14 protein-coding genes are annotated in these 13,937 nt (G+C 39.1%); 12 read left to right on the plus strand and 2 right to left on the minus strand.

All coding sequences use genetic code 11. The features are described from left to right. Positions 1-472: 472 nt before the first annotated feature. The 3 genes from DW694_RS09275 to DW694_RS09285 all read left to right on the plus strand — a co-directional run bounded on the left by DW694_RS09275 (position 473) and on the right by DW694_RS09285 (position 6,350). Complete coding sequence (locus tag DW694_RS09275) at positions 473-5,392, plus strand: N-6 DNA methylase (protein WP_353615812.1); 4,920 nt, start codon at positions 473-475, stop codon at positions 5,390-5,392. Positions 5,393-5,423: 31 nt separating this feature from the next. Then, positions 5,424-6,032 (plus strand): septation protein SpoVG family protein, encoded by a 609-nt coding sequence (locus DW694_RS09280; RefSeq protein WP_117854518.1) that lies wholly within the window; start codon positions 5,424-5,426, stop codon positions 6,030-6,032. A gap of 78 nt (positions 6,033-6,110) precedes the next feature. Beyond that, positions 6,111-6,350, plus strand: a complete 240-nt coding sequence (locus DW694_RS09285) for a flagellar export protein FliJ (protein WP_117854520.1) — start codon at positions 6,111-6,113, stop codon at positions 6,348-6,350. Between the two features lie 56 nt (positions 6,351-6,406). Here the strand turns inward: DW694_RS09285 and DW694_RS09290 are convergent, their stop codons facing one another. Then, entirely contained in the window at positions 6,407-7,447 is a 1,041-nt protein-coding gene (locus tag DW694_RS09290) for a HAMP domain-containing sensor histidine kinase (RefSeq protein WP_118752884.1), read from the minus strand. A gap of 1 nt (position 7,448) precedes the next feature. Continuing rightward, positions 7,449-8,123, minus strand: a complete 675-nt coding sequence (locus DW694_RS09295; RefSeq protein WP_118447718.1) for a response regulator transcription factor — start codon at positions 8,121-8,123, stop codon at positions 7,449-7,451. A gap of 206 nt (positions 8,124-8,329) precedes the next feature. On the opposite strand from DW694_RS09295, the gene DW694_RS09300 reads away from it, so the two are divergent. The 9 genes from DW694_RS09300 to DW694_RS16925 all read left to right on the plus strand — a co-directional run bounded on the left by DW694_RS09300 (position 8,330) and on the right by DW694_RS16925 (position 13,933). After that, complete coding sequence (locus DW694_RS09300; RefSeq protein ID WP_117854528.1) at positions 8,330-9,172, plus strand: zinc dependent phospholipase C family protein; 843 nt, start codon at positions 8,330-8,332, stop codon at positions 9,170-9,172. Between the two features lie 66 nt (positions 9,173-9,238). After that, positions 9,239-9,373 (plus strand): hypothetical protein, encoded by a 135-nt coding sequence (locus tag DW694_RS17215; protein ID WP_275539640.1) that lies wholly within the window; start codon positions 9,239-9,241, stop codon positions 9,371-9,373. A gap of 16 nt (positions 9,374-9,389) precedes the next feature. Continuing rightward, complete coding sequence (locus DW694_RS17220; protein WP_275932381.1) at positions 9,390-9,515, plus strand: hypothetical protein; 126 nt, start codon at positions 9,390-9,392, stop codon at positions 9,513-9,515. Between the two features lie 371 nt (positions 9,516-9,886). After that, positions 9,887-10,021: a hypothetical protein gene (locus DW694_RS17225; RefSeq protein WP_275932380.1), complete on the plus strand. Its 135-nt coding sequence runs from the start codon at positions 9,887-9,889 to the stop codon at positions 10,019-10,021. A 148-nt stretch (positions 10,022-10,169) separates the two neighbouring features. After that, positions 10,170-10,832, plus strand: coding sequence for an ABC transporter ATP-binding protein (locus DW694_RS09305; RefSeq protein WP_117689861.1), 663 nt, complete (start codon positions 10,170-10,172; stop codon positions 10,830-10,832). After that, positions 10,829-13,426, plus strand: a complete 2,598-nt coding sequence (locus DW694_RS09310; protein WP_117689862.1) for an FtsX-like permease family protein — start codon at positions 10,829-10,831, stop codon at positions 13,424-13,426. Before DW694_RS09305 ends, DW694_RS09310 begins: the two co-directional genes overlap by 4 nt. A 64-nt stretch (positions 13,427-13,490) precedes the next feature. Then, the gene (locus DW694_RS17230; protein ID WP_275932379.1) at positions 13,491-13,625 is read left to right on the plus strand and encodes a hypothetical protein; all 135 of its coding nucleotides are present in this window, start codon (positions 13,491-13,493) and stop codon (positions 13,623-13,625) included. Between the two features lie 15 nt (positions 13,626-13,640). Beyond that, positions 13,641-13,778, plus strand: coding sequence for a hypothetical protein (locus DW694_RS16920; RefSeq protein ID WP_158555581.1), 138 nt, complete (start codon positions 13,641-13,643; stop codon positions 13,776-13,778). A gap of 17 nt (positions 13,779-13,795) precedes the next feature. Next, positions 13,796-13,933 carry a hypothetical protein gene (locus DW694_RS16925; protein WP_158555580.1) on the plus strand — a complete coding sequence of 46 codons (138 nt, stop codon included), beginning with the start codon at positions 13,796-13,798 and terminating at the stop codon, positions 13,931-13,933. Positions 13,934-13,937 lie beyond the last annotated feature (4 nt).

Consider the following 13,937-nt stretch of genomic DNA (forward strand, 5'->3'; position numbering starts at 1 on the left):
CTATCTTCCTTTGTTATCTGTATCGGAGGAAGCCTTAGAAAATGGGGAAGAAACAGAGGAAGAAACCTTACAGCCAGAGAAAGTGCAGGAAGTGATTGAGGAAAAGGAACCAATCCCATTAGAAGAGATTGGCATAGCCTTTTATAAACAGAATATCCAGGCGGATATTTTAAAGAAAATGCTCTGTCTGGTCTATACGACCAATCAGCTACCGGAAGAAAAAGACCATTTTTTGAAGATGCTTTTGCTTCGGGAAGTACCGGAAGGCCAGCCTTATTATCTGGTGCGGACAGAACATGGAAGCTATGAGCTTTGTATTCAGGAAAATGGGATTAAGATCACCCTGCCGGAAAGCCAAGATTTTCTGCAGGAACTTTCCTGGGATCAGTTTGGCGGGCTTACTGCACATCTGGCAGAGGAGGACCAGATTGCCTATACCGAAGATTCAGAAACCTTAGAGCAGCAGGAGAATATGTACCGTCTGCTTCCCTGGTTTCCGGCATTATGGGAAGAATATAGCGAAATTCTTAAAAAGGAAGAGCTTTGGCAGGAAGGAAGAACCTCTGTCCAGACAGAAGGCAAGGAAGAAGCCGGAGATTATTATTACCCAGAAGGGTGGTTGCAGTTTACCGGTGGGGATAAAAGCCGGTATCAGAAAAATATCCGGGCAATCCGTATCTTAAAAACACTGGAGCAGGAAGAGAGAAATGCCACAAAAGAAGAACAGGAAATTCTTGCGGGGTATGTAGGGTGGGGCGGGCTGCCAAATGCTTTTAACAGTAAACGCCCGGAGTGGAAAAAAGAATATCAGGAATTGAAGGAACTGTTGACCGCAGAAGAATACGCCCAGGCAAGGGCCAGTGTCAACAGTTCTTTTTATACGCCGCCGGAAGTCGTGCGGGGTGTTTATAAAGCCCTGGAGCAGTTTGGATTCCAGAAGGGAAAAATTCTGGAACCGGCTATGGGGATTGGAAACTTTTTTCATGGTCTTCCGGAAAGTATGCAAAAATCCCAGCTTTATGGCGTGGAGATTGATGCCATAAGCGGAAGGATTGCACAAAAGCTCCACCCTTCAGCCAGTATCCAGATTAAAGGATTTGAAAAAACGGAATTTGAGGATAACAGCTTTGATGTAATTGTAGGAAACGTGCCTTTTGGGGATTTCCGTTTGTATGATCCCCGATATAAAAAGATGAAGTTGAAAGTCCATGATTATTTTATCCGGAAAAGCATGGACCTCCTTCGGCCAGGAGGCATTTTGGCAGTGGTAACTTCAAAAGGGACGTTGGATAAAAATGACAGCGCTGTGAGAAAAAATTTGGCAGAACAGGCAGACCTTTTAGGGGCAGTCCGGCTTCCGGCAGATTCTTTTGGAAAGAGCGCCAATACCGCAGTTACCAGTGACCTTTTGTTTTTTCAGAAAAAAGCAGAGCCTTCGATTGGGGAGCCGATCTGGACTTATACAGGGCTTACGGAAGACATGGTACCGGTAAATGAGTATTATCTGGAACACCCGGAAATGATGCTTGGGAAAATGGTCTGGTTTGAACAGTTTTTCGGGAAAGATTCCAAATATACAGCCCTGGTCAATGAAGCGGAAGACTTTGACCTGGAAAAAAGAATTTTGGACGCAGTTGGAGAGCTTCCTAAAAACTGTTATGAAGAAAGCATAGCAGAAAAAAAGAAGGAAGAGCAGGACGTCTTAGCTGCTTCCCCAAAGATACCTAATTATACGTTTACGGTGATACAGGACGAAGTATATTACCGGGAAGGGGAGTCTTTATACCGGAGTCAGGCAAAGGAAAGTGTGAAGCGCCGGATACGTGCCATGCATAAAATCCGCCTTCTGGTGCGTGAAATTTTACAGATACAGCAGGAAAATTGTTCTGACCAGGAACTGAAAAAGGCACAGGAACAGTTAAACCGTTTGTATGATGCCTTTGTGAAAACGCATGGATATTTCTGTGACCGGACAAATAAAATGGCGTTCCGGCAGGACAATGATTATCCCCTGCTTTCTTCCCTGGAAGTAGTTGATGAGGACAAAAATGTAACCAAAGCCGATATTTTTTACAAAAGGACCATACGCCCCAGAGATGTGATAGATAAAGTGGAGAATGCCCAGGAAGCACTGCATATCAGTCTGTCAGAATATAACCGGGTGGATATTCCCTATATGCTCACCCTTTATCCGGGAAACAGGAAAGAAATGCTCCAGGAATTAAAAGGGTTAATCTACCAGAACCCTGTACTGGCAAAGGAAGAAGATCCCAATGCAGGGTGGGAAACCGCAGATGAGTATTTAAGCGGAAATGTGCGGCAGAAGCTCCGTACTGCAAGGATTTATGCGCAGAACAATCCCTTGTTTGTGGACAACGTGGAAGCACTGGAAAAGGTACAGCCAAAAGAACTAACAGCGCCTGAGATCAGTGTAAAACTGGGAACAACCTGGATTGAAAATGAGGATTACGAACAGTTTATCTATGAGCTTTTGGAAATCCCGGAGAACAACCAGAGAAACTATTGCGCTCATAGTGGCCATGCCCTCAAGATTGAGCGCTTAGATGCAGATATGTCTTACCATATTGACAGGGGAAACTTTTTTGGAGGAACCATTCGTACCAGACAAACCTATGGCACAAGATTTATGGATGCAATCAGCATTATAGAGGAACTGTTAAACAGCCGGATTGTGACCATAAGGGACCGGGTGCAGGAAGGGGAAAAAGTACGTTATGTGATTAATCGGAAGGAAACCATGCTTGCCAGGGATAAGGCGGAGCAGATAAAAGAAGCCTTCCGGGACTGGATTTTTAAGGAACCAAAGCGCAGAAAAAAATATGTGGATTTTTATAATGAAACCTTTAACTGCGACAGACAACGAAGCTATGATGGCTCTTATTTAAAACTGCCGGGACTGAACCCCCTGTTAAAGCTGCGTCCTTATCAGAAAAATGCTGTAGCAAGGGCATTGCTGTGTGGAGGAAATACCCTGCTTGCCCATACAGTAGGCGCCGGTAAATCTCTGGAAATGATCTGTATCTGTATGGAGATGAGGAGGCTGGGGCTGGCAACGAAACCCCTTCTTACCGTTCCGAACCACCTGACCTTCCAGATGGGGGCGGAATTTTTGCGCGCCTACCCAGATGCGAAGATCCTGATTACCAGAAAAGAAGATTTTCAGAAGGAAAACCGCAGGCGCATGATTGCCAGAATGGCAACAGGGGATTATGACTGTATTATTATCGGTCATACTCAGTTCCAGAGAATTGCCATTTCCCCTGACCGGCAAAGAGCCATGATAGAAGAGCAGGCAGAGCAACTGATAGAAGCCATTAACCGGGCAAGGGAAGAAGAGGGAAAGAACTGGTCCATAAAGCAGATGGAAAGCAGAAAGAAAAAACTGTTGCAGAAAATCGAAGAACTGAACAATGAAGAAATCAAAGATGATGTGATGTACTTTGAAGAAACAGGCGTAGATGCCTTATTTGTAGATGAAGCGCACCTGTTCAAGAACTTGGAAATTTTTACGAAAATGAACAATGTTGCGGGTCTGGGTTCCAGCGGTTCCCAGAGGGCTATGGATATGCGTATGAAAATCCAGTATATCAACGAAAAAAATCAGGGAAGGGGCGTCATTATGGCAACGGGAACCCCTCTGTCAAACTCAATGGTGGAACTTTATGTGATGCAGTTATATCTGCAGGAAAGGCGGCTTCACGAAAAGGGGATTTACCATTTTGATGCATGGGCTTCTGTGTTTGGGGAAGTTACCAGCTCTTTGGAACTGGCACCGGAAGGTACTGGTTACCGGATGCGGACCAGGTTTAATAAGTTTATCAATCTGCCGGAACTGATACACCTGTTTAAAGAAGTAGCAGACATTATTCTGCCTGATATGCTAGATATTAAGCGGCCAGAATTAAAGGACGGAAAATATAAGGTTGTAGTATCGGAAGCCTCTGATTATGTCAAAGAACGTATGCAGGAAATGGTGGAAAGGGCAGAAGCAATCCATAGAGGTGTGGTAGATCCAAAGGACGACAATATGCTCCGGATTACCGGGGAAGCAAGGCTTTTGGGTACAGATCCCCGGCTTTTGGACAGTTATGCTCCGGTAGATTCGGATTCCAAACTGAATAAAGCAGTAGAAAACATTTACCAGGAATATGTACAGTCCCAGGAACAGAAAGGAACCCAGATTGTTTTTTCGGATATTGGGACACCCGGACCTGGGAAAGCGTTTACCGTCTATGATTATTTAAAACAGGAACTGATTACCAGAGGTGTTCCAGAGGAAGAAATCTGTTTTATCCATGATGCAAAAACAGATGAACAGAGGGACCGTATGTTTTCCGATGTCAGAGCCGGAAGGAAACGGATTATTATAGGAAGTACCGAAAAACTGGGGGTAGGAACCAATATCCAGACCAGAATGGTGGCGGCTCATCATATCGACTGCCCCTGGAAACCTTCTGATATTGAACAGCGGGAAGGGCGCATTATCCGCCAGGGGAATGAAAATGAGGAAGTCAATATTTACCGCTATGTAACAAAGGGTTCTTTTGATGCTTATTTATGGGGCATTGTAGAAACAAAACAGCGGTTTATCAGCCAGGTATTTACCAGCCGGGAACTGGCAAGGATCTGTGAGGATATAGATGAAACCGTATTAAATTTTGCAGAAATTAAAGCGGTAGCTTCCGAAAATCCCCTGATTATGGAAAAAATACAAGTAGATAATGAAGTGGCACGTCTGAGAATTCTAAAAGCTGCACATGAAGGGAAACGGTTTACCCTGCAAGATGCGGTCACTTTCCAGTATCCGAAAAGGATACAAAGCCTGAAGGGAGAACTGCAATTACTTCAAAAGGATTTGGAGCGCAGGAACCAGGCTATGGAAGTACAGCCGGGGTTTGCAATCACGCTGCAGGGAAAAGTTTATGAAAAACACAAAGAAGCAGGTGAAGTTCTGCGTGGGATTATAGAAGGGGTAACAGCTTTTACCAGGCACGAAGTCGGTATATATAAGGGGTTTCAGGTATCTGTCCAAAATGATATGCTGGGACCGATCTTGTTCCTTCAGGGAGAGAAGGAGTATAGTGTGGAGTTAAAAAGCAGTGACTCCGGTAACATGGTCCGTATAGAAAACCGCTTGAATGCCCTTGATAAAGCAGTGGAGGACGTTCAAAAAGAAATTAAGACCTGCGAAAATGAGATAAAAAATGCAAAGCAGGAATATGAAAAGCCCTTCCCGTATGAGGAGCTTTTAAAAGAGAATATTACCCGGCAGATGGAGATTGATGCAGAACTGGAAATCAAGGACCAGGAGGAGTGTGTGGAAGTGCAGGAGGAAACTAAAAATCTTCCATGCCAGACAGCAGTTCGGTAACGAAAAATAGAGTAGAAAAGGAGATCACAATATGGAATATAATATCAGAGTATATAAACCGGAATTGAAACAGGAAGAAGGAAAAATCAATAACCTGAAAGGATTTGCTACCATTACCTTTGATGAGGCCTTCTGTGTGAAAAGCCTTGCAATTAAAGAGTCCTCGAAAGGAAATCTGTATCTCGATATGCCCCGTTACAGAGATTATGAAACAGGGGAGTATGTTCCTTTTTTCCGGTTTACGGATAAGGAATTTCAAAAGGAAGTGTTGGATACCGTAAGGGAAGCCTATGAGAATATGACAGAAACGAAAACAGACTGTAAGGGCTGTTGGGGAGAGGAAGAACTGTATTACAATCTGAGTGTAAATCCGGTACAGGGAAGCGATACATTTAAGGCAGATGTTGCCATTCGTCTGCAGGACGTATTGGCAATCCAGCAGCTTCATGTGATCCAGGCATGGAACGGAAAAACCTTTGTAGGTATGCCCCAGAAAAATTCTGCAAAAGGAGAACGGGAGGACATTGCCCATGCAGTCAATGCAGAATTTAAGGCAGATTTGGAAAGTGCAATTATGGACGAATACAATAAAAAGATGGAATATGCCAAAAACCAGAAACAGCAGCGAAGAGGGAGATAGGAGCTATTCATAAAAAGACTGGTATTTTTGGAACAATAATGGTAGAATGAAGAAAATATCAGCATGGGAGGAAACAGTATGCCAAGACGTAAAAAAGTAGAAAATCTTTCTCTTGAAGAAATGCTTATGAAGACAGAACAGGAGATTAAAACAACAGAGGCAGAATTAAAAGACCTGCGATTGAAAGCAAAAGAACTTAGGAAAAAGATTGAAGATAAACAGAAAGATGAAATCTTTAGCGCATTACTTGCTTCTGGAAAAACAGTGGAAGAGGTCATGACATATTTAAAATCTGGTAATGAAGAGAAGGCTGAATAAAATAATAGAGAAAAATGCCGTTACGGGTGATACTAAAACCTGTAGCGGCATTTTTCTTATTTAGGAGAGTCTGAGTTGATAAGCCAAATTTCAAAGGTACTGCCCACATGAAGGGTAGAAAACACGTGGATAAAACCATATTGTCGGCTGATAATGTCTTGCGCCAGATGAAGCCCAACACCAACTCCCGGAAAGTTTTTGACAGAAGGAGAGCGGTAGAAGCGTTGGAAAAGTTTTGGGATTTCCGATTCTTTGATGCCGATACCGGAATCAGTGATTGCTATTTTGGTATAGTTTTCCAGGGTAAAAAGTTCTATGGAAATATGTCCGTTTTCATTCGTGTATTTTACAGCATTATCCAGGATATTATACAGCGCTTCGGAAGTCCATTTGGGATCATGATACGCCTTAAAGTCTTCTGAATAATTAAAAGTTATTTGAATGTTCTTCTGATCAGCCGCTAAGACGATATTTTCCAGAGCCATGAGAATGGTGTCACCAATCGTTTGATAACTTGGGGATAGTTTTATCACACCTGTTTCCAAACGGGATATTTTTACAAGGGAAGAGATTAAAAATTCCAGCTTGTTCAGATGTGCGGTATTTGTGTGAAATAAAGTCTTTAGTTCCTGCGGTTTTGTAATGGCTTTTTCCATAGCGGACTCTGTCAGGCGCAGCGTAGTCATGGGGGTTTTTAACTGATGAGAAATATCAGAAATTAGCTGCTGGAACTGTACCTTTTCGGCATTTACAGAGTTTTTTGTGTTTTCCAATATACTGTACAATCTTCCTAAATGATGATTGATCTGTGATAGTAAAGTTTCGTCATACTTTTCATCAGGGGAAAAATAGGTTCCTTCAATCATACTGTCCAATGTTTTATGAAGTTCACAAGTAAACAAGGTGAGCTTGTGGAAAATCGTACAAAAGAGAATAAATACACAGATAAGCAGAAGGAAAGTGAAAACGGTAAAAAGTAAAAATACTTTAGGATCTGATGTAAGTGTACGCAATATGATACAGGTTCCTGAAAATATCAATAGAAATAGCAGGGAAACTATAATATATATTTTTTTTAAAGAAAATGTTTTTTTCATATCAGTCACCTATCCACATATATCCAGTTCCATAGATTGTTTTTATATAACGATGCCCGCTGGCTTCGATTTTCTTTCGGAGTCTGCTAATAGCAGTATTTAGGGAAGTATCACCTACAAAGTTTTCGGAGAAATCCCAGAGATGCTCAAGAAGCTGATCCCGCTTTAAAATATGCTTTTTATTCACAATAAAATATTGCAGAATACGGTACTCCAAAGGGGATAATTCCAGGGGAACTTTGTCCAGTGTCGCAGTCATTTGCGAGAAATTGATGCAGAGATTACCGTCTTCATATATGGTTTCCTTTTGTTTTTCTGTGATATATTTTGTTAAAACAGCTATTTTCTTTTGTAAGACGACAGGTGAAAAAGGCTTTGTAATATAGTCATCAGCACCCAGGTCAAATCCTTTCACTATGTCATTTTCTAAATCATTTGCGGTTAAAAAGATAATACTGGCATTTGATTTTTCTTTCAACTCTGAATATAATTCAAATCCATTTCCGTCAGGAAGGTTAATATCCAAAATCAGAAGAATGTAATGATACTGTTTTAAATATTCAAAGGCTTCTTTTGCATTATATGCAGAGTCAACAGTATAGCCCGCTGTCCGCAAGTTATAAGCCAGGGTATTATTTAAGGAGAAATCATCTTCAATAATTAAGATACGGTGCATAGTTTCCCACTCCTTCTGTTCTAAATTTCTAAGTTTTTCTATACTATAAAGAGCGTTTACGGTTTTCAAGATGTATTATAATTGTAAAAAATGCAAAAGTAAATAATGATTTTTTTCAGATAAAATATTTTTTTAAATGCACTAATTGTAATAATTTGGTAAGAATCTACGGATATACTAATAAGAAAAAACAGGAGGTACTAGATATGAAATGTAAAAAACTAGGGGTACTTTTGGCAATGGTTTTGGTAGGTGTTTCTGCATCGCCAACATGGACGGTATCGGCAGCGGAATCCCAGGATTTACCGCAACAGGTTCTTGATATTTCGAATGGTTCAGATGAAATTTACGGACCAGGCGCACCCATTGAGCATGTAGAAAATCCGGATGAGCGCTTTAGCAGCGGCGGGGTAGATCATACACACCAGTATATCGTATCGAATGCCTTGAAGATTTTAAATAATGATAAAGGTGCCAGTATCTTAAATACAAAGGCTGCTATGATATGTGAATATACAGATTGGCCAGATGTAGTGGGAAACGAAACCGATTATGGAACGTTTGCAGGACATTTCTATGATCCGGATACCGGAAAAAACTGGATGGGACAGAAAAATCCTACAGCACGAACCAGAGCAGAAACCTATTATCAAAGTGCAGTTGCAGCATATAAAGATGGATATACAGATAAGGCTATGGAATACATAGGAAAGGGAACACATTATGTATCAGATTTGAATGAGCCACATCATGCGTCTAACCTGACAGCAGTAAACAGTAATCATTCGGATTTTGAAAAGTATGTGGACAAACACCGTACCGAATATACCATAGCAGGGAACAGTTTTGGTGCAGATATTTATAGCAGCGCTGAGAATACAGCAGTAGGAGATATGCTTTATAGCGCTGCAAAAGATGCAAAAGCACTGGTTGGAATGGCACAGAATAAAGATACTTATGACTCAGCCGGAAATCAGTCAGTCCAAAATGCGATAAAGACAGTAAGTAAGTACATTTACAAATTTGGTAAGGAAGTAGGTATTTACTAAATAAGTTGATTTGTGGTGACGTCACACTTTAAAATCATAAAATATCGGAGAAAGGAGGAAGGGACAATGAAAGAACTGGAAAAGAAAATGCAGAATGAAAGCTTTGATGTAGAAGTACAGTATTGTGATTCAAGTGATTGTTTACATGATTGCCAAACAGCACCGAATTATTGCAATGCGCATATTACGGAGTTCTGGTAAGACGGAGGAATGTTATATGGAAAAAAGAATTCAGGAAGAATTGTTTGATGTAGAAGTACAGTATTGTGATCCAGATGATTGTTTGCATGATTGTGAGGTTTCAGAGGGCTGGTGTAACACACATATTGTGCCATATTGGTAAAACGTAATTAAGGTGATTCTTGGCGTTTCACTTTTTTAATTAGTAGAATGAACGAAGGGAACATTTCCTCTATCATGAGATGAATGTTCCCTTTTAATTTTTTTGGGGGGGGAGGTAATAATTCAGTAAGAATTAGGGTTTATGATGAAATAAAACAAGGAGAGGTAAGAACAATGGAATTGGTAAAAACATCAAATTAAAAAAAATATTATCGTACTGGAGGGATTTGCGTAAAGGCATTAGATCATGTTAAGTAAATATATTTATAAATTTGGTAAAGAAGTAGGTATTTACTAAATGAGATGATTAGATGATTTGTGGTGACATCACACTTTAAAATCATAAAATATCAGAGAAAGGAGGACGGGACAATGAAAGAACTGGAAAAGAAAATGCAGAACGAAAACTTTGATGTGGAAATTCAGTACTGTGACCCCAACGATTGTGACCATGACTGTGAAACTGCATCTGGTCAGTGCAATACACATGTTACAAGTTTATTCTAATCAATTAGGCTTTAATTAGCAGATTAAAAGAAGGAAACTTTTTACTAAGGTAGAGAGTTTCTTTCTTTTTTTAAAAAAATTTTTTGCAATGTAATAATTGGGTAAGAATTAGATACTATGATGAAATAAAACAAGGAGAGATAAAAACATGGAATTAGTAAAAACATCAAATTTAAAAAAATACTACCGTACTGGAGAGATTTGTATAAAGGCATTGGATCATGTCAATCTTTCGGTTGAAGAAGGCGAGTTTATTGCTGTTGTTGGACCGTCAGGCTGCGGCAAGACAACATTATTAAATATGCTGGGCGGATTGGATAATCCGACAGAGGGAACGGTTCGGATACATGGAAAAGATATAACAAAAATGAAATCGGAAGAACTCACGGTGTATCGAAGAAAGCATATCGGATTTGTATTTCAGAATTATAATCTTCTTCAAACACTTAATGTAAAAAGCAATATTTTGCTCCCTTTATATTTGGGAAACAGCAAAATAGACGAAGCATATTTTGAAGAGATTGTAGAAATCCTGGGTATTAAAAATAAGTTGAAAAATTTACCGAATACCTTATCAGGCGGGCAGCAGCAGAGGGTTGCCATTGCCAGGGCAATGATCACCAAACCGGATATTGTTTTAGCAGATGAACCAACAGGAAACCTGGACAGTGAATCAAGTGAAGAAGTTCTTAGATTGCTCAGAGAGTCAGGGGAGCGTTATAATCAGACGATTATTATGATTACCCATAGTAGAGAAATTGCAGAAACGGCATCGAGGATTATAAGAATGAGAGATGGTAAAATCGTATGAGTAATGAAAAGAAAATAATGAAAGAAATGGTTCAGGGTAATCTGAAAGTACATAGGAAGAGAAATCTTCTTCTTGTATTGGCAATTACTTTAACGACCATTTTATTTACCTCAGTATTGGAAATTGGATTTGGAGGTATGCAATCCATTCAGGAAACACAACTAAAATTATCTGGAATGAAAGCAGACGCAGAACTTAGATTTTTGGACAAAGAACAATTTCAGAAAGTTCAAAATTCTGATTTATTTGAAAGCGTGGGAGGAAGAGTTCCCATTGCTCTTATGGAAGGGGAAACGAAGCGACCTATCGAAATAGACTATCTGGATAAAGCAGGTATGGAAGCGTATTATCTTTCCTTGGAAGAAGGGAAGATGCCGGAAGATGAAAAAGAAGTGCTTTTATCAGAGCAAGCATTAGAAGAACTGGGAATAAAAAAAGAAGTAGGAAGTCATGTTCCGGTGTCTTTTACATTAAGAGGTCAAGAATATAACTTTGACATGCGATTGTCAGGCTGGTACAAAGGCGGTCCTAAAGTTAATTTTTTGATCGTTTCAGAAACATTTTTAGAACACAATCCTGAAGTGTCAGAGAATACATACGATATTGATAAAGAGATTTTAGGAACTTATTATGCAAGTGTTTGTGTAAAGAATACAGGGAATATTGAGCAAAATCTTAAAGAATATGCAGAAAGTCTTGGGGCACAAACAGAAAATGCTGACGGAAACAATTATGTTAATGTAGCAGTCAATCCCATGTTGTATTCAGAAGACGGAAATACAGGAGTTGGTCTTTCCATAGTCTTTTTCGGAGCACTATTTATTTTGTGTGGATACCTATTGATCTATAATATTTTTGATATAGGCGTTATGCAGGACATTCAAGAATTTGGAATAATGAAAACGATTGGAATGACCGGCAAACAGATTAAGAGATTAATGCGAAGACAGATGCTCCTTTTATCTCTTATTGGTATTCCGATTGGATTAGTTGTTGGATATGGGCTAGGGGCACTTTTGCTACCAGTCATTCTGAAGAATTGGGAATACAGTGAGGAAGAACTTACTATTGTGCAGTCGGTACACCCAGCTATCTTTATATTAACAGTTTTCTTTGTATTGATTACAGTATTTTTGAGCATGAGAAGACCTTCTAAAAGGGCTGCTAAGTATTCGGCGATTGAAACAGCAAAATATACAGAGGTGAAGAAAAAAACTGCAGAAAAAGATATTCACTCTATTAAAAATATAGCAAGAAGCAATCTGCAGAGAAATAGAAAGAGAACCGTTTTAGTATTTACATCGCTTATATTAAGTGTTGTCTTTGTCAATTCCTTATGGATTATTTCTAATAGTTTTGATGAAGAGAAATATGTTAATGTACAAATGAGAAGGGATTATTTAGTTGCATCAACAGATACATTAAACCCTAGTATTGGTTATGTCAAACCTTCTGCGTCCTTAAATGAAGAAGCCATTCAAGAACTTGAAAAGAATGCCATGATTAAGAATGGAACAAAGTTATATAAAAATGCAATAGATGCATCTGTATATAATTTTGATATAAGTTTTGATTGGGGGGTCGAGGTAATAGATGTCAAAATACCCAGTATAGAAATTGATGGAGTAATTACTAATAGTGCAACAACCAATTATGGTACGTTAACCTTAGGTAAGGATAAGAAACCCATATGTAATGTATGCGGAATTTCAGAAAACTTTTTGGGGAAAATAGAGATTTTAGAAGGAGAAAAAAATATTATTTCTATTAAAGAAAAATTAAAAAGTGGAGATTATATTTTAGTTGGTATTCGTGCAAATGATAATGGAAAGCCTAGTACAGATGGTATTGAAATATCACCTAAAGTCGGCGATGTTGTGACTATTTATAAAGATGGAAAACCATTAAAAGAGGTAGAAGTTCTTTCTCAAATTTTAGTAATAGACTCAGAACAAATATCAGGAGGAAGCTCTACAGGGGGAGGAACAATCTTAGGTCCTTGGTTTTATTTGAGCGAAGGCTTATTTAAAGAACTGTATGGAGAAGGTAACTTAGTGAATTATTCTTTTGATGCAGATGAGAACGATGCTCCGGCTGTGAACAGAATGTTACAGGATATTTCAGAAAAATTTACCAATGTGGGATTTGAAACTACAGAACAAAGGCACTCTGAAATTGAGAACTATAAAATGCTGGTCAGAATTTTATGTGTGCTGATTGGAGGAATTTTAGGTGTAATTGGAATTGTAAATCTTGTGAATATTATTTTTACAAACCTAATTGTGCGAAACCGAGAATTTGCAACATTTAGAAGTATAGGTGCAACAAAAAAACAATTGCGTGAATTGATTATAAGAGAGAGTGTAGGATATGTTTTTTATGCTGCAATTGGTGGTTTTATACTTGCAACACTAATTAGTATGACAGCAGTCAGGGGTATTTGTTCTTCTATTTGGTTGTTTACTTTCCAGTTTACCTTATTTCCAGCAGCTACCATTATAGTACTGTATTTAATAATATCTATCATAGCTTCTGAGGTTGGAATTTATCTTTGGGAAAAGGGAAGTATTACAGAACACCTTAGAAATCTATAGGTAAGATGATTTACAGCATAAAAGTGCTGATAAACCAGAGTATAAATGAAGGGAGGTGTAGAATATGTTAGAGCTTGAAAAGAAAATGCAGGAAGAACCTTTTGATGTAGAGGTTCAGTATTGCGATCCAGATGACTGTGACTATGATTGTTTAACAGCACCGGATTGGTGTAACACACATGTAACTTCATTGTGGTAAAGGAGGATATTTTTTATGGAAAATTTAGAAATCAGAATTCAGAAAACTACATTTGATGTAGAAACACAGTACTGTGATCCAAGTGACTGTTATCATGATTGTGATCATGAAGGTCCAAATAACTGTGATGCTCATTTTACAGAAATTTGGTAAGACTGGAGGAACGCTATATGGAGAAAATGGAGAGAAAAATCCAGGAAGTTGCGTTTGATGTAGAAATTCAGTATTGTAATCCAGATGAATGTCTTCATGATTGTAAGCGTGAAGGGACGAATAACTGTGATATGGTGATAACATCACTCTGGTAGAAAT

Origin of the sequence: Ruminococcus sp. AM26-12LB (assembly GCF_003480785.1) — a bacterium.
Taxonomy (GTDB): Bacteria; Bacillota; Clostridia; order Lachnospirales; family Lachnospiraceae; genus Blautia_A; species Blautia_A fusiformis.